16 protein-coding genes are annotated in these 14,204 nt (G+C 72.2%); 7 read left to right on the top strand and 9 right to left on the bottom strand.

Features of this window, described 5'->3' with window-relative positions:
• The first annotated feature begins 637 nt into the window (after positions 1–637).
• Both E6P78_RS27095 and E6P78_RS27090 read left to right on the top strand, forming a co-directional pair.
• The gene (locus E6P78_RS27095) at positions 638–1,378 is read left to right on the top strand and encodes a GPP34 family phosphoprotein (protein ID WP_136206283.1); all 741 of its coding nucleotides are present in this window, start codon (positions 638–640) and stop codon (positions 1,376–1,378) included.
• A gap of 153 nt (positions 1,379–1,531) precedes the next feature.
• Entirely contained in the window at positions 1,532–2,491 is a 960-nt protein-coding gene (locus E6P78_RS27090) for a glycosyltransferase (RefSeq protein WP_136206282.1), read from the top strand.
• 140 nt (positions 2,492–2,631) lie between these two features.
• Here E6P78_RS27090 and E6P78_RS27085 read toward each other — a convergent pair whose 3' ends face one another.
• On the bottom strand, positions 2,632–3,615 hold the full coding sequence (locus E6P78_RS27085; RefSeq protein ID WP_136206281.1) for an SMP-30/gluconolactonase/LRE family protein: 984 nt from the start codon (positions 3,613–3,615) through the stop codon (positions 2,632–2,634).
• Between the two features lie 324 nt (positions 3,616–3,939).
• Here E6P78_RS27085 and E6P78_RS27080 point away from each other — a divergent pair, with 324 nt between their 5' ends.
• A complete protein-coding gene (locus E6P78_RS27080) occupies positions 3,940–5,490 on the top strand; it encodes a hypothetical protein (RefSeq protein WP_136206280.1) in 1,551 nt (516 codons plus the stop codon).
• Between the two features lie 15 nt (positions 5,491–5,505).
• On the opposite strand, the gene E6P78_RS27075 is transcribed toward E6P78_RS27080, so the two are convergent.
• The 3 genes from E6P78_RS27075 to E6P78_RS27065 all read right to left on the bottom strand — a co-directional run bounded on the left by E6P78_RS27075 (position 5,506) and on the right by E6P78_RS27065 (position 7,406).
• A complete protein-coding gene (locus E6P78_RS27075) occupies positions 5,506–6,240 on the bottom strand; it encodes a dienelactone hydrolase family protein (RefSeq protein ID WP_136206279.1) in 735 nt (244 codons plus the stop codon).
• 234 nt (positions 6,241–6,474) lie between these two features.
• A complete protein-coding gene (locus tag E6P78_RS27070) occupies positions 6,475–6,966 on the bottom strand; it encodes a hypothetical protein (protein ID WP_136206278.1) in 492 nt (163 codons plus the stop codon).
• Positions 6,963–7,406, bottom strand: a complete 444-nt coding sequence (locus E6P78_RS27065; protein ID WP_136206277.1) for an ATP-binding protein — start codon at positions 7,404–7,406, stop codon at positions 6,963–6,965. The genes E6P78_RS27070 and E6P78_RS27065 overlap by 4 nt, the downstream gene beginning before the upstream one ends.
• 234 nt (positions 7,407–7,640) lie before the next feature.
• Here E6P78_RS27065 and E6P78_RS27060 point away from each other — a divergent pair, with 234 nt between their 5' ends.
• Complete coding sequence (locus E6P78_RS27060; protein ID WP_136206276.1) at positions 7,641–8,504, top strand: helix-turn-helix transcriptional regulator; 864 nt, start codon at positions 7,641–7,643, stop codon at positions 8,502–8,504.
• A 109-nt stretch (positions 8,505–8,613) separates the two neighbouring features.
• Here the strand turns inward: E6P78_RS27060 and E6P78_RS27055 are convergent, their stop codons facing one another.
• Positions 8,614–9,195, bottom strand: coding sequence for a GNAT family protein (locus E6P78_RS27055; RefSeq protein WP_136206275.1), 582 nt, complete (start codon positions 9,193–9,195; stop codon positions 8,614–8,616).
• Positions 9,196–9,241: 46 nt separating this feature from the next.
• A complete protein-coding gene (locus E6P78_RS27050) occupies positions 9,242–10,036 on the bottom strand; it encodes a peptidoglycan recognition protein (RefSeq protein WP_136206274.1) in 795 nt (264 codons plus the stop codon).
• 241 nt (positions 10,037–10,277) lie between these two features.
• On the opposite strand from E6P78_RS27050, the gene crcB (E6P78_RS27045) reads away from it, so the two are divergent.
• The 3 genes from crcB (E6P78_RS27045) to crcB (E6P78_RS27035) are packed head-to-tail and all read left to right on the top strand — an operon-like array spanning position 10,278 to position 11,484.
• Positions 10,278–10,730 carry a fluoride efflux transporter CrcB gene (gene crcB, locus E6P78_RS27045; RefSeq protein WP_136206273.1) on the top strand — a complete coding sequence of 151 codons (453 nt, stop codon included), beginning with the start codon at positions 10,278–10,280 and terminating at the stop codon, positions 10,728–10,730.
• Positions 10,727–11,113 (top strand): DUF190 domain-containing protein, encoded by a 387-nt coding sequence (locus tag E6P78_RS27040; protein ID WP_136206272.1) that lies wholly within the window; start codon positions 10,727–10,729, stop codon positions 11,111–11,113. The genes crcB (E6P78_RS27045) and E6P78_RS27040 overlap by 4 nt, the downstream gene beginning before the upstream one ends.
• Positions 11,110–11,484 carry a fluoride efflux transporter CrcB gene (gene crcB / locus E6P78_RS27035; protein WP_136206271.1) on the top strand — a complete coding sequence of 125 codons (375 nt, stop codon included), beginning with the start codon at positions 11,110–11,112 and terminating at the stop codon, positions 11,482–11,484. The genes E6P78_RS27040 and crcB (E6P78_RS27035) overlap by 4 nt, the downstream gene beginning before the upstream one ends.
• 166 nt (positions 11,485–11,650) lie before the next feature.
• Here the strand turns inward: crcB (E6P78_RS27035) and E6P78_RS27030 are convergent, their stop codons facing one another.
• The 3 genes from E6P78_RS27030 to E6P78_RS27020 all read right to left on the bottom strand — a co-directional run bounded on the left by E6P78_RS27030 (position 11,651) and on the right by E6P78_RS27020 (position 14,197).
• Positions 11,651–11,956: an SCO5918 family protein gene (locus tag E6P78_RS27030; RefSeq protein ID WP_136206270.1), complete on the bottom strand. Its 306-nt coding sequence runs from the start codon at positions 11,954–11,956 to the stop codon at positions 11,651–11,653.
• Positions 11,957–12,007: 51 nt separating this feature from the next.
• Positions 12,008–13,576 (bottom strand): DEAD/DEAH box helicase, encoded by a 1,569-nt coding sequence (locus tag E6P78_RS27025; protein ID WP_136206269.1) that lies wholly within the window; start codon positions 13,574–13,576, stop codon positions 12,008–12,010.
• A gap of 417 nt (positions 13,577–13,993) precedes the next feature.
• Positions 13,994–14,197 (bottom strand): cold-shock protein, encoded by a 204-nt coding sequence (locus E6P78_RS27020; protein WP_019764411.1) that lies wholly within the window; start codon positions 14,195–14,197, stop codon positions 13,994–13,996.
• Positions 14,198–14,204 lie beyond the last annotated feature (7 nt).

Genomic DNA, 14,204 nt, shown 5'->3' with positions numbered 1-14,204 from the left:
GGTACATCCGGACCGCACGCTCACGCAACTCCAGCGGGTACTTTCTCGGGGCAGGCATCGTCTGGGCTCCTCTCATGACACCCATCTGACCCGCTGTCAGCATCTTTCGCATCTCGGGGGAACCTCAAGGGGCGGCCGGTCGGTTCCATGACGAGGAAGAGCCTGCTCACTCGGGCCATACCCGCCCTGCCGGCCCTGCCGGCCGTACCGACCGCGTCCGCCGTACCGACCGTGTCGGCCGGCAGAGGGGGCCGCCCCGGAAGGGATGGATGGAGGACGGTCCCGCTTCGCGCGCTACGCGCGTGCCGTGGCTCGGCGATGGCCGGGGCTCCAGGCGGTCGCGCGCGGTCCCTGCCTCCCCGCCACCGCGCCGGGGCCCGGCAGGAAGCGCCTCCGAGTCAGCGCAGGAGGTGCCTCCGAGTGTCAGCGACGAAGGCCCCTGCGAGTCAGCGCGGGACCGCGCGAGCCGGCGGCACCGCCCGTCACAGCCAGGAATCCCAGATGCCGTACGCCGTCGAACAGGACCGACGAACACGTCGATTGGTTGTGCGAGTCTCCTCCGGTCACGATGAGGTCGTTCGCAGGTGCGTGCGAACATGGAGCCTCGTCCGTTGCGTTTCGGGGAGGCACCACCGTCGTGTTCGTGCAGCACTTCACGCTTCCGGAGGAGCTACTGCTGCTCGCCCACGACCCCGTCGAGGGCCGCCCCCTGTGCCGGCCGCACCTCCTGCGCCTCGGCCTCGCGGGGGCGGTCGCCGCCGAGTTGGTGCTTGCGGGCCGGGTCGCCGTGGACAACGGCCGGATCACCGCGCTGGGCGCTCCGCCGGTCGGTGACGCGTTGCTGGACGCGGCGCTGGCGGGAGTGGCCGGGCGCCGCAAGGGCCACAAGTTGCCGCGATGGGTGCGCGACACCGCGGGCGTGAAGACCACCGCGGGCCGGACCGATGAGGTGTGGCGGCATCGGCTGATCGCGCGTGGGGCCTTGCGCGAGGAACGCAGCCGGGCGCTGGGCCTCATCGCGCAGCGCCGCCACCCCGCGGGCCCGGACGACCGGACCTCTCCCGCGCGCGAGCGGGTGGCCGCCGTGGCGAGCGGCGCGTCCGACGACGGGCGCGACCGCCTGCTGGCCGCGCTCGCCGGTGCGACCGGGCTGGCCGAGGCCCTGCTGCCGGGCCCGGAACAGGGCTCGGTACGCGGCGAGTTGGTCCTCACCGCCGGACGTGACCCGATAGCCCGCACCGTACGCGACCTGGTCAACGCGGCGCGGGGCCCGGCCCCGCGCCCCCGAGGCGGCGCCGAGCCGATCGCCGAGGGCACGGGCTGGAACCCCCTGGACTGGGTCTTCGGCGGCGACGGCGGGGACGGCGGCGGGGACTGAACCGCCCGCCGCCCACTTGCCGGTCCGGGTCCGGGTCCGGGTGCGGAACGGGGCCTAGCATCGGGGCCATGCAGAGCCTTGCCGGGTCATGCCAGACCATGCCAGGCCGTGCCGGGCCCTGTTGCGCCGTGTCGATCAGTGGAGTGTGCCGCCATGCCGTTGCCGCGTATCGGGGTCGTCGTCGTCACCATGGGGACGCGCCCCCGCGAACTGGGGGCGCTCCTCGCCTCGGTGGCGCAGCAGGACGTGCCGGCGGCCCGCGTGGTGCTCGTGGGCAACGCGACTTCCCTGGACGACGTCGCGACCGATGTATTGAGCACGGCCGGCGTGACCACGTCGGGCACTCCCGGCGCGGCGGGCACCCCGGGCGCGGCCACGCCAGGCACCACGGCCGTGACCAAGGTGCCGCTCGCCGAGAATCTGGGGTGTCCCGGTGGCCGTAACGTCGGGCTGGAGCTGCTGCGCGACGCGGGCGAGGTCGATGTCGTCGTCGAGCTGGACGACGACGGGCTGCTCATCGCGGACGACGTGTTCCGACAGGTGCGGCGGCTCTTCGCCGAGGACCCGAAGCTGGGGATCGTCGGGTTCCGGGTCGCGGACGAGCACGGGCGGACCGAACGGCGCTGGGTGCCGAGGCTGCGGGCGGGCGATCCGATGCGCGGGGGTCCGGTGACGGCGTTCCTCGGTGGCGGGCACGCCTTCTCGATGCCCATGCTCCGGCAGATCGGGCTGTGGCCGGGGGAGTTCTTCTTCGGTCACGAGGAGACCGACCTCGCGTGGCGGGCGCTCGACGGGGGGTGGGACATCCGCTACGAACCCGGTCTCGTGCTCCGGCATCCGAGGACGTCGCCGGCCAGACACGCGGTGTACTACCGGAACACCGCGCGCAACCGGGTGTGGCTGGCCCGCAGGCGGCTCCCGGCTCCCCTGGTCCCGGTCTACCTGGGCGTGTGGATCACCCTCGCCATGGTGCGGATGCGCTCGCTGACCGGGCTGAAGGCGTGGTGGGGCGGGTTCGCCGAGGGGGTCAGGACCTCGGCCGGCCCGCGTGCGCCGATGCGGTGGCGGACGGTGTGGCGGATGACGCGCCTGGGGCGTCCGCCCGTCCTCTGACGAGCCGAAGCGGGTGGGGCGGCGGTGGGTGGCCGCCGCCCCGGTCGAGCCGGTGAGGTGCCCGGCGGGTGTGGCGTACGTGTGCGGAGCTCGTCCTCGTGACCGGGTCGGTGACGGCGGCGGGGGACCGGGACCAGCGTTCAGGACCACGGAGGGGGTGTCGGGGCGGGCTCTTCCCGGGTCTGCCAGGGGCGGCGGCCCGGGCCTGTCGGGTGCGTTCCCGTGACGCCCATGAGCACCGAGTAGAGGCTCGTCTCCGCCGTGATGAAGAGACGGTTCCGCTTCGCGCCGCCCCAGGAGATGTTGGCCACCGCCTCCGGTACGTTGAGCCGGCCGATGAGCGTGCCGTCGGGGTCGTAGCAGTGCACGCCGTCGTTCATCGCGGCGGCCCAGAGCCGGCCGCCGTCGTCGAAGCGGAGGTTGTCGAAGCGGGCCTCCAGGCGGGCGCCCGCCTCGGCGAAGACGCCGCCCTCCGTGAGCGTGCCGTCATCCCGTACGCCGAAGACGCGGATGAGGGCGGCCCGGGTGTCGGAGACGAAGAGCTGCCGTTCGTCGGGCGAGAAGACCAGCCCGTTGGGCGCGCCGAAGCCGTCCGCGACGAGCCGGACCTCCCCGGTGGCGGGGTCGATGCGGTAGACGTTGTTGGCGCCGATCTCGCTCTCCGCGCGGTAGCCCTCGTAGTCGCTGGTGATCCCGAAGTCCGGGTCCGAGAACCAGATCGAGTCGTCGGACTTCACCGTCGCGTCGTTCGGGCTGTTCAGCCGCTTGCCCTGCCAGCGGTCCGCCAGCACCGTGATCGTGCCGTCGTGCTCGGTCCGTGTCACCCGCCGGTTGCCCTGCTCGCAGGTGATGAGCCGGCCCTCGCGGTCGAGGGTGTTGCCGTTCGGGTGGCCCGCCGAGCGGCGGAAGACGCTGACGGCCCCGGTCTCCTCGTCCCAGCGCAGCAGCCGGTCGTTGGGGATGTCGCTCCAGACCACCTGCCGCCAGGCCGGCACGTACACGGGCCCCTCGGCCCACCGGCAGCCGGTGTACAACACCTCCAGGTCCTCGTCGCCGTTCATGCACCGGCCCGCGCGGAACCGGTCGTCGAGGAGTTCGTACAGCCTGGGGCCCGTATGGGTCATGTCGCTCCCACCTTCCGCCGTCAACCGTCGTGTGATCTTCGCGCTTGGTCGAAAGATGGCACAGCGCCCTGCGGGACACGCCGGGTTCCGGTCGTTGTGCCAGGTCCGTCCGCCGTTCGGCGCCCCCTGAGGTCCCCTAAGGTTTGACCGGTGGTGGTCGGTGGAGAAGTACGGACGGGCTCGGACGACCGGTCGCGGCGTGACCGGGATCAGCGCAGCGGCCGGAAACAGCAGGGTGACCAGGAAGAGCGGACCGGCCGGCGGCCGGGGCAGGGGCGGCCGGAGCCCGGGGCGGGGCGGCAGCCGTGGTGGCGGGTTCACCGTGTGCCGCTCGTCGCCGTGGCGGCCGTCGTGCCGCTGTACGCCGTGTGGGCCGCGGTCCTGGCCACCGGGGGCGGCGACCTCGCCGCCCAGCTGGCCTGGGCCGGATTCACCGAACGGCACCCGGGCTCCGCGTACAACCTCTTCTGGTACGGCGGCACGCACACCGCCAACTACAGCGTCTTCTCCTCGTACGTCATGGCCTTCCTCGGCGTCCGCACGGTCTCCGTCGTCGCCGGGCTCGCGGCCACCTGGCTCATGGCCCGCCTCCTCGTCCGTACGGGCATGCGGCACGCGCTCGTCCCGTCGCTGCTCGCCGCCCTCGCCCTGTGGTGCAACGTCGCGTCGGGGCGTACGACCTTCGCACTCGGCGTCGCCATCGGGCTCGTCGCCTGCCTGTACGCGGACCGGGTCGTCACCCCCGTGGTGGCGGGGGCACTGGCGACGATGGCGAGTCCGGTGGCGGGGCTGTTCCTGGTGGTGACGGGTGCGGCGTACCTCCTCGACCGCCGGTGGCGGAGGGGGGCCGTGCTGATGGTCCCGTTCTTCGCGGTCGTCGGGGCGACCACGCTGCTCTTCCCGTTCCGGGGCGAACAACCCATGCACGCGAACCGGTTGTGGATGCCGATCCTGATCTGCGCGGTGCTCGTGGTCGCTGCGCCCCGGGCGCGGGAGTGGCGGGTGACGCGTTACGGCGCCGCCGTCTACGCCGTCGGCGTGTTCCTGACCTTCCTCGTCGCCTCCCCGATCGGTACGAACGTCGAGCGGCTGCTCGGTCTCGTCGCCGTGCCCGTGCTGTGCGCGGCGGTCTTCGACACCGTCCGGGCCAGGGCGTGGGTGCGTACGGGTGTGCTGTCCGCCGCCCTCGTGCTGTCCGGGCTCTGGCTCATCGACAAGACCGTGGACGACCTGCGGGTCTCCACCCCCGTGCCGGCGTGGGCGTCCCACACGGACGGCGTCGTCGCCGAACTCGACCGCCTGGGCGCCGACCGGGGCCGCGTCGAGGTCGTGCCCGCGCGCAACCACCGCGAGGCGGCCGTCCTCGCCCCGCACGTGAACATGGCCCGGGGCTGGAACCGCCAGCTCGACGTCGAGCGCGGCCGGCTCTTCTACGAGGGCACCCTCACCCCGGACCGCTACCGGGCCTGGCTCGACCGGTGGGCCGTGAGCCATGTCGTCCTGCACGACGGCCGGCCGGACGGTCCGGCCGAGGCCGAAGCGGCGCTGGTCAGGGGCGGGCTGCCCTGGCTGGAGCAGGTCTGGCGGGACGACGGCTGGACCATCTACCGGGTCCGGGACGCCGTCCCGCTGGCACCGGCTCCCGCCACGGTCGTCAGCGGCGACGACGCGTCCCTGGCCGTGCGGATGCCGCGCGCCGGCTCGGTGACCGTACGCATCGCCTACTCGCCGTGGCTACGGGTGCGGGCCACCGGCGGCGGGGCCGGGGGCTGCCTGCGGCAGGACGGCGAGTGGACGAGGCTGACCGTGCCGGAGGGCGGGACCTACCGGCTGGACTCGGCGTACGGGCCGGACCGATTCACCGGAGGCTGCTGACCGGCGCCCGCGACCTCAGCCGTTGTGCAGGGCGCCGTCCAGGAGCGGGAGCAGGCGGTCCCAGTGGAACTTCAGCCCGGCGGCGCTGTAGGCGTCGGTGTCGGACATGGTGAAGCCGTGCACGGTGTCGGGGTAGATCTCCGAGGTGTGGTCGACACCGGCGGCGTCCAGCTCCTTGTTGAGGTCGGCCAGGGCCTCGGGCGTCAGGTCGCTCGCGGCGTGGCCGAGGTGGACCCGTGCGGTGAGCCCGGCGAACAGGCCCGGCCCGTCCGCGCCCACCGGCCCGTGGAAGGCGGCGACCGCGGCGACCCGGCCGGGATGGGCGGCGGCGGTGCGCATCGCCAGCAGACCGCCGATGCAGTAGCCGGTCACCCCGGCCGGCCCGGCGGCGACCTCGGGCTGGGCGGTCAGGAACGAGAGGTAGGCGTCGGCGTCGCTCGCCGTGCGTTCGGGGGTGTGCGCCTGGATCAGCGGCATCAGCCGGCCGATGAGAGCGGGCCGGGCCTCCTCCCCGATGTACTCGGGAAGCTCGACCACGGGGGTGGGGCCGTTGCGGTAGAAGAAGTTGGGGACGAGCACGTAGTAGCCGTGCCCGGCCAGCTCGCGGGCCATCTCCCGGATCACCGGCCGGATGCCGAAGGCGTCCGCGTACATCAGGACTCCGGGGTGCCGCTCACCGTCGTCGGGGAAGGCGGCGATGGCGTCGGCCTGCCCGTCCTCGGTGGGGATGTGCAGCGTCTTGACGGTCATGAGTGCTCCTGTCGTGAATGAGGTGTCACATGTACTGGTCAACACGACGGAGGCGGAGCCCGCGCGGCGGCGGCTCCGGTTGCTCGCTCGAACAGCGGGCCGCAACCGACCCGTTCGGCGCTCAAGGGGGCGCCGGGTCACCGATCCGTGTGTGGCGCGAGGCCGTCCCGGTCTCCATGGTCCAGCAGCGTAATCCACTGGGCCGTGGCGTGTTGGCGTTGGGTCCGACCGCGATCAGAAGCGGCGGCGGGCGTAGGTGGTTGCCCACGCGACCATGCCGGCGGCGAGGCTTTCGCGCAGGTGCGCGTCGGTCCCGGCCTGATCGGCACCGAGAGCGAGCGGTGGGACCACCAGGCAGACACGGCAAGGGGCGCCCGCGCCGAGCAGAACGAGCCAGTCCCGTGACGGCGGAGGAATCGTCATGACGTACTGGTCATGGCCGTAGTCGAGGGCGGCGCGCCCGCGGTGGATCGCTGTCCGTGCGCCGATCACCGGGGGCCGTTTGTCGCCGGGCCCGAGGCGCAGTGCTGCCGCGAGGCGTCTCATGCCGTGTTCGACGGTCTCGGGCGTCTCGTTCGTCCGGCGCGGCCCCGGGTGCGTGATGAGGAGCTGGGCGAGGTCGCCGGCCTCGCCGCCGTGGATGCCGGTCGCGGCGGCCACCGAAGCGACGAATCCGGGACCGGGTGGCACGTCGAGGCCGCCTCCTGCGAGGCGTGGCGCGATCACGTCGCCTTCACCTCCGCCCATACCGCCTTGCCGAGCGGGACGTCGTCAACTCCCCAGGCGCCGGGGCACAGTGCGTCGAGGATGATCAGGCCGCGCCCACGGTCGCGTTCGTGGGATACGGGCCGGGGCCGGGGGCGTCGGCGTACTGGATCGTGCACCTCGACGCGCGTCCGGTTGTCGTCGGCGTCGAGCACGACGCGTACGGAGTCGCCGGGCTCGGTGCCGTAGCGGATCGCGTTGGTGACCAGTTCGCATGCGACCAGGGCGACCGTCTCGACGTACTCCTCGGATACGCCCGGAACGTGGTACGGGACGAACTCACGCACGAAGTTCCGGGTGGCTTTGGCGGATTGGGCCTCGCCTGCGAGTAACAGAACGGGCGGCGGGCCAACAGGTGGTGCACAACAGGCGGCCGAATCAGTCCGCCACTGTTCGATCATGCGTGTCCCCTCGCGGTGAGTTTCCCAGCGCGCACCGATGTCGTCGCATGCTCCGCAAAACTCGAATCTTCGCCACCTCAGGGTGCTTCATGGACCACATACCATGCAAGCTAAACACTAAAGCATAGAAATTTTACACGCTGGGCCGAGAGGGGGCACCGCCTCATGTGCGCAGGTGACAGTTGATGAGCCATCACGGCAGACTGTGGAGCAATCCGCTGAACGGGAGGGCAAGTGAGCACGCCTACAGTGCGCCGTCGGCGCCTCGGTGCGAAGCTGCGCGCGCTGCGCGGCGAACTCACCCTCAAAGAGGTCGCCGAGCGGTCCAACGGCCGCTTCGTGTACTCGAAGCTGTCGAGGATCGAGACGGCTCGCAGCGCGCCCAAGACACAGGACATCGATGCCCTGCTCGACCTGTACGCCGACCTCGGGCGGGACGTGAGCGGCGAACTCCGCGCGGCTTTGCTGATGCTGGCCAAGGAGGAGACACAGCACGGCTGGTGGAACTCGTACCGAGGCGTTCTCACGCCCGTGTACGAGGATCTGATCAGCCTTGAAGCCGGAGCGCATTCAGTCTCGGCATGGCAACTGGGCGCGATCCCCGGCCTGCTCCAGACCGGCGAGTACGCCCGCGACATCATCCGAGCAACGGCCATGTCCGAGGCCGTCGAGGCACACGTCGACGCCTTGGTCCAGGTGCGTCTCGCGCGACAGGCAATGCTTACCCGCGCGGAACCACTCATCCTGCGTGCGATCATCGCCGAGCAGGCCCTGTACTCGACGTCCAGCACCGACGGCCTGATGCACGAACAGCTCGGCCGACTCCTCACCATGGGCAAGCGGCCGAACATCAGCATCCAGGTGGTGCCCTCCAACGCACCTTTGCATGTGGGGCAGTCAGAGAGCTTCAGTGTTCTGGGCTTCGGCCCGCACGCAGACCTCGATGTGGTTCACGCGGAAGGGCTGACCTCGGCGCTGCACATCGAGGAACGGGAGCAGGTCGCTGCCTACAGGGATGCCTGGCGGCAACTGGCTTCCGTCGCGCTCCCGGTCGAGGCATCGGCGGAACTGATCACCGAGATCAGGAAGGGCATCTGAGCACCGCGGACCTCGCCCTCCACCTGGCCGTGACATGACGAATCCTCGTGGGACGGCAGCCACGCGAGCCCCCCTCACCTGCGCCCAGCAGCCCCCGGCGGCCCCGCCGTCAGAGCCACCCCGTCAACCGCGCCTTCGTCTCCGGCCACTCGTCCGCGAGCAGGGAGAAGTAGACCGTGTCGCGCCAGGTGCCGTCCGGGCGGCGGCGGTGGCGGCGCAGGACGCCCTCGTGGCGGGCGCCGAGGCGGGCTATCGCCTTCTGGGAGCGCTCGTTGAGGTGGTCGGTCTTCAGCTGGACGCGGCCCATGCCCAGCTCCTCGAAGGCGTGGGTGAGCAGGAGCAGCTTCGTCCCGGTGTTGACCGCCGAGCGCCAGTGGGCGCGGCCGTACCAGGTGGAGCCGATCTCCAGGTGCTCGTTCGCCACGTCGATGTCCAGGTACGTGGTCCAGCCGACCGCCCGGCCGCTCGCCAGGTGGATGACGGCGAAGGGGACGTAGGACTCCTCCGCGAGCAGGGCGGCCTGTTTGGCCTCCAGCTCCTGCGGGGTGCGGGGCGTCGGGCCCAGCCAGCGCCAGACCTCGTCGTCGTCGCCGCCGGCGGCGAAGAGGTCGTCCAGGTGGTGGCGGGCAAGGGGTTCGACGCGGACGTGGGCGCCGGTCAGGGTCACGGGGAGCGGGCGCGTAGCTGGCATGGGGGGACCATACCGGCATTCGCACTAGGGGTACGCGCATTACGCACTAGTGCATAGACTGGTGAGGGGTTCCGGCGTCCTCCGTGTCCGTCCGGCCGTCCCCGGTCCCTTGGCCCTCGCGCAGGGCGGCCGCCGCCGCCCGTATCGCCGGCAGCGCGTCGTACAGCGCCTGGCCGGGGCAGGTCGTCTCGTACGTGTCGCGGTGGCCGGAGATGACGTTCAGCACTGCGGCCTCGCCCTTCGGGTACCTGCTCTCGTCGTTGGTCGACACCAGGTGCACCTTGCCCTCGGGGTCGACGCCCGGCCGCAGCTTCCACGCCGCCACCTCCGCCAGCGCCCGCACCACGGCCGCCGGGACCTTCTCGCCGTTGCGGTAGTCGCCCAGCACCGCGATGCCCACGCTGTCGGCGTTGAAGCCCGTGGTGTGCGCCCCGCGCACCGAACGCGTGACGCCGCCCGCCCGGCCCTCGTAGATCGTTCCGCACCGGTCGACGAGGAAGTTGTAGCCGATGTCGTCCCAGCCGTTGCCCTCGATGTGGGACTGCTCGACCGCCCGCACCAGGTCGGGGGCGTCCGCGCAGTCGTAGTCGTTCGACTCCCCCGTGTGGTGGATGAAGACCGCCCGCACGGGGCCCGTGTAGACGGCCCGCTCCCGGACGATGGACTCGTTCGCGTGCCAGGCCGCCCGGCTGACGATCACCGGCTGCGGCACGGTCCGCGCCCGCTCCCGGGTGCGGGAGGACGGGGGCTCGGCCAGTACCTGGTGCACCGGGGCGTCCCGCGGAACCAGCAGGACCAGCGGGAGGACCGCGACGCCCAGCCATATTCGATGGGGCCACATGGCTCCACCCTGCGGCTTCCCCGCCCGGCCCGCAGATGAGGTGGCCGATCGGGTGAAATCCACCCCGAGGCGGAGTATCCAGAAACGGCGATATTCTGGGGGCAGCGGAGGCCGGTGACGGCCGACGCGCGGCGGTGGGGCCCGCCGTACCCCAACCGCGGCCGGTGATGCGCCGCCAACGGTCCCTACTTGCGCAGACGCGCGCCCACGCCCGGTGGGCGCCCCGGCAGGTAGGAGACGTATGCCCGGCAGAAGGCCCAGGACGGTCCCCGGAAACCTCAGGAACCTCAGGAACCACCCGCAGAACGCCGTCGTCGCCGTCGTCGCCCTCGGTGGTGCGACCGGGGCATCCGCCCGCTACGGGGCCTCGCTCCTGTGGCCCACCGCGACGGGCGGCTTCCCCTGGACGACCCTCGTCGTCAACGTCATCGGCTGCGCGGTCATCGGCGTGTTCATGGTGGTGATCAGCGAGGTGTGGGCGGCGCACCGGCTGGTGCGGCCGTTCTTCGGCACCGGGGTGCTCGGCGGGTTCACCACCTTCTCCACGTACGCGGTGGACATCGAACGCCTCGTGGAGAAGGGCCGGGCCGGCATCGGTCTGGCCTATCTGGGAACGACACTGCTCGCGGCCCTCGCGGCGGTGTGGAGCGCGGTGTGGCTGACGCGCCGCGCACTGGCGTGGAGGCAGGCATGACGACACCCGTGACCGAACCCGGTCTGCGCCTGACCGTCCTGGTCGGCGAGTCCGACAACTGGCACCACCGGCCCGTCTACACGGAGATCGTGCACCGGGCGCACGCGGCCGGCCTGTCCGGTGCGAGCGTCTTCCGCGGGATCGAGGGCTTCGGCGCCTCGTCGATGATCCACACCCAGCGGCTTCTGTCGCTGAGCGAGGACCTGCCGGTGGCCGTGGTCATCGTGGACACGGAGGCCGCGGTGCGCGCCTTCCTGCCGCAGATCACCGAGCTGGCCGACGGCTGCTCCGTGACCCTCGACGCCTGCGAGATCGTCCGCCGGGACAGCTCCCGAGCCCGCGAGGGCGGCACCGATCCCGGCATACGGGGAGAGCAGCGGTGAACTGGCTGCTGGTGATCGTCGGCGCGGCGGTCGGCGCCCCGCTGCGCTATCTGACCGACCGGGCCGTGCAGTCCCGCCACGACACGATCTTCCCGTGGGGGACGTTCACCGTGAACATGGCCGGCTGCCTGGTCCTGGGCCTGCTGACCGGCGCGGTGGCGGCCGGGGCCGCCTCCTCCCCCGTGCAGCTGCTGGTCGGGACGGGGCTCTGCGGGGCGCTGACCACGTACTCCACGTTCAGCTACGAGACACTGCGGCTGGCCGAGGACGGGGCCCGGTTCTACGCGGCCGCCAACGTGGCGGCGAGTGTGGTCATGGGCCTCGGCGCGGCCTTCGCCGGCGTCACGCTCGCCGATGCGCTCTGGACCTGACCCCGCGCCCCGGGAACGGCGACCCGCCTGACCCCCGCCCACAGGAACGACAACGTGTATCAACCCGCCCCGGAACGACGACCCGCCTGACCGCCCCGGAACGACAACGCGCCGGAGCCCGGCCCCCACGAAAGGGGCCGGGCTCCGGCGCGTATGCCTCGGGCGGTCAGGCCCCGGGGGCGCCGAGCGCGGCCGACGCGGCCTCCAGGGGGCTGGGCTCCACCGGCGCGGCGGGGACCACGACGGACCGGCAGGTGAAGCCGAGGCGCCCCAGCGCCCTGGTCACCTCGGCGGCCGAGAAGTCGCGGCGGTCCTGCCGGGTGATCACTTCACCCACCTGCTTGACCGGGTACACCCGGCGGCCGATGACCACCGAGTCCCCGGTGACGGGTTCGGGCTTGACGCCCTTCATCGATGCTTCGACCTCGTGCTTGAACAGGTCGAACGGAAAGCGGGCGATGACACAACGCATGGTGCCTCAACGGGTTCGGAGGTGCGGAGCCGGACGGAACGCGGATGCCGGTCAGGCGGCGTGGTTCCCGGACGAGCGGCGCGGAGCGCCACCGCGCGACGAGGACGACGCCGCGGCCGGGGACGAGGAACGGCGGCCCTGAGCCGGGCGGCTGCGCCGGCCGCGGGAGGACGAACCGCCCGTGGAGCGCTCGGAGGGCGGCGCGGTGATGGTGACGGGCACGCCCGAGGGCGCCTGCGCGCCGGTGATACGGCTCAGCTCGGCCTCACCGGAGCGGACTTCGGCGATCTTCGGGGTGATGCCCGCGTCGGCCATCAGCCGGGTCATCTCGCGGCGCTGGTTGGGCAGCACCAGGGTGACGACGCTGCCGGACTCGCCGGCCCGGGCGGTGCGGCCGCCGCGGTGCAGGTAGTCCTTGTGGTCGCTCGGCGGGTCGACGTTGACGACCAGGTCGAGGTTGTCGACGTGGATGCCGCGCGCCGCGACGTTGGTGGCGACCAGGACCGTGACGTGCCCGGTCTTGAACCGGGTCAGGGTGCGGGTGCGCTGCGGCTGCGACTTCCCGCCGTGCAGCGCCGCCGCCCGGACCCCGCTGCTGAGCAGGTGGTCGGTGAGCTTGTCCACGGCGTGCTTGGTGTCGAGGAACATGATCACCCGGCCGTCGCGGGCCGCGATCTCCGTCGTGGTGGCGTACTTGTCGGCGCCGCGCACGTAGAGGACGTGGTGCTCCATCGTCGTCACCGCACCCGCGGCCGGGTCCACCGAGTGGACGACCGGGTCGTGCAGGTAGCGGCGGACCAGGAGGTCGACGTTACGGTCCAGGGTCGCCGAGAACAGCATGCGCTGGCCCTCCGGCTGGACCTGGTTCAGCAGTTCGGTGACCTGGGGCATGAAGCCCATGTCGGCCATCTGGTCCGCCTCGTCCAGGACCGTGATCGAGACCCGGTCGAGGGAGCAGTCGCCGCGCTCGATGAGGTCCTTGAGGCGGCCCGGCGTCGCGACGACGATCTCGGAGCCGCCGCGCAGGGCCGCCGCCTGGCGGCCGATCGACATGCCGCCGACGACGGTGGCCAGCCGCAGCCTCAGCGACCGGGCGTACGGGGTCAGCGCGTCGGTCACCTGCTGCGCCAGCTCGCGGGTGGGCACGAGGACCAGGGCGAGCGGGCGCCGGGCGTCGGCGCGGCGGCCCTCCGTACGGGCCAGCAGCGCCAGGCCGAAAGCGAGCGTCTTGCCCGAGCCGGTGCGGCCCCGGCCCAGCACGTCACGGCCGGCCAGCGAGTTCGGCAGCGTGGCGGCCTGGATCGGGAACGGCACCGTGACACCCTCGGCGGCGAGCGCCGACAGCAGGGGCGCGGGCATGTCCAGGTCGGCGAAGGCCTCGATGGGGGGCAGCGCGGGCGTGATGGTCGTCGGCAGGGCGAATTCGCCCTGCTTCGCGGCGGGCCTGCGGCCGTAGCCGCCGGAGCGCCCGGCGGGGGCGCCGAAGCGTCCCTGGCCGCCCGGGCGGCCCGAGCCCTGGGAACGGAATCCGCCGCCCGAGCGGGAGCCGGAAGCTGCGGGGCCGCCGCCACGGGTACGGGAATAACGGTCGTTGGAGCGGGGTGTGCGGTCGCGGTTCATGCGGAACCTTTCCTCGACGGGGCGCGTATCGAGGAATTCAATGCACCGGTGCGCGGCGCAGGAATCGCAAGAACGGGCCGTTTGGCATACGTGAACGAAGCCGGCGGCCGGTCTTGAGCCGATACGGGTCCGGCCTGGGCCGGTCCGGTGCTTCGCGAGGGACGGGGCCGGCCGGCCCGTTGAGGGCCTGCGGGTCACGTCACGGGGCCCGTGGGACCGGTCGGTCCGGGGGCCATGGCGGATCGTCCGCCGCACGGTGTAGACGGTGGGTCCTGTGCTCCCGGCGGCTCGTGGCGATGGTACGGCACGGCGTGCGCGGGGGCGGGCCCGGAAAAGCAACGAGCTGGGGCCCGCACCCAAGGTGCGGGCCCCAGCTGTGGATGCACGGTCAGCGGCTGTGCGCCGACGTGATCAGGTTCACGCGGGGGTGATGTTCTCCGCCTGCGGGCCCTTCTGGCCCTGCGTGACGTCGAAGCTCACCTTCTGGCCCTCCTGCAGCTCGCGGAAGCCGGAGGCGGCGATGTTCGAGTAGTGGGCGAAGACGTCAGCGCCGCCACCGTCCTGCTCGATGAAGCCGAAACCCTTTTCCGAGTTGAACCACTTCACGGTGCCAGTAGCCATGTTTTTC

Origin of the sequence: Streptomyces sp. A0958, from assembly GCF_004795035.1 — a bacterium.
Classification (GTDB): Bacteria; Actinomycetota; Actinomycetes; order Streptomycetales; family Streptomycetaceae; genus Streptomyces.
The sequence above is the reverse complement of the archived record's forward strand: the minus strand, read 5'-3'. Positions and strand labels throughout refer to the sequence as shown.

Bases quoted from the DNA above. Each gene is read 5' to 3' on its own strand.
- E6P78_RS27090 (WP_136206282.1), top strand. From the start codon at position 1,532: ATGCCGTTGCCGCGTATCGGGGTCGTCGTCGTCACCATGGGGACGCGC.
- E6P78_RS27085 (WP_136206281.1), bottom strand. From the start codon at position 3,615: ATGACCCATACGGGCCCCAGGCTGTACGAACTCCTCGACGACCGGTTC.
- E6P78_RS27075 (WP_136206279.1), bottom strand. From the start codon at position 6,240: ATGACCGTCAAGACGCTGCACATCCCCACCGAGGACGGGCAGGCCGAC.
- E6P78_RS27065 (WP_136206277.1), bottom strand. From the start codon at position 7,406: ATGATCGAACAGTGGCGGACTGATTCGGCCGCCTGTTGTGCACCACCT.
- E6P78_RS27055 (WP_136206275.1), bottom strand. From the start codon at position 9,195: ATGCCAGCTACGCGCCCGCTCCCCGTGACCCTGACCGGCGCCCACGTC.
- E6P78_RS27050 (WP_136206274.1), bottom strand. From the start codon at position 10,036: ATGTGGCCCCATCGAATATGGCTGGGCGTCGCGGTCCTCCCGCTGGTC.
- crcB (WP_136206273.1), top strand. From the start codon at position 10,278: ATGCCCGGCAGAAGGCCCAGGACGGTCCCCGGAAACCTCAGGAACCTC.
- E6P78_RS27040 (WP_136206272.1), top strand. From the start codon at position 10,727: ATGACGACACCCGTGACCGAACCCGGTCTGCGCCTGACCGTCCTGGTC.
- E6P78_RS27030 (WP_136206270.1), bottom strand. From the start codon at position 11,956: ATGCGTTGTGTCATCGCCCGCTTTCCGTTCGACCTGTTCAAGCACGAG.
- E6P78_RS27025 (WP_136206269.1), bottom strand. From the start codon at position 13,576: ATGAACCGCGACCGCACACCCCGCTCCAACGACCGTTATTCCCGTACC.
- E6P78_RS27020 (WP_019764411.1), bottom strand. From the start codon at position 14,197: ATGGCTACTGGCACCGTGAAGTGGTTCAACTCGGAAAAGGGTTTCGGC.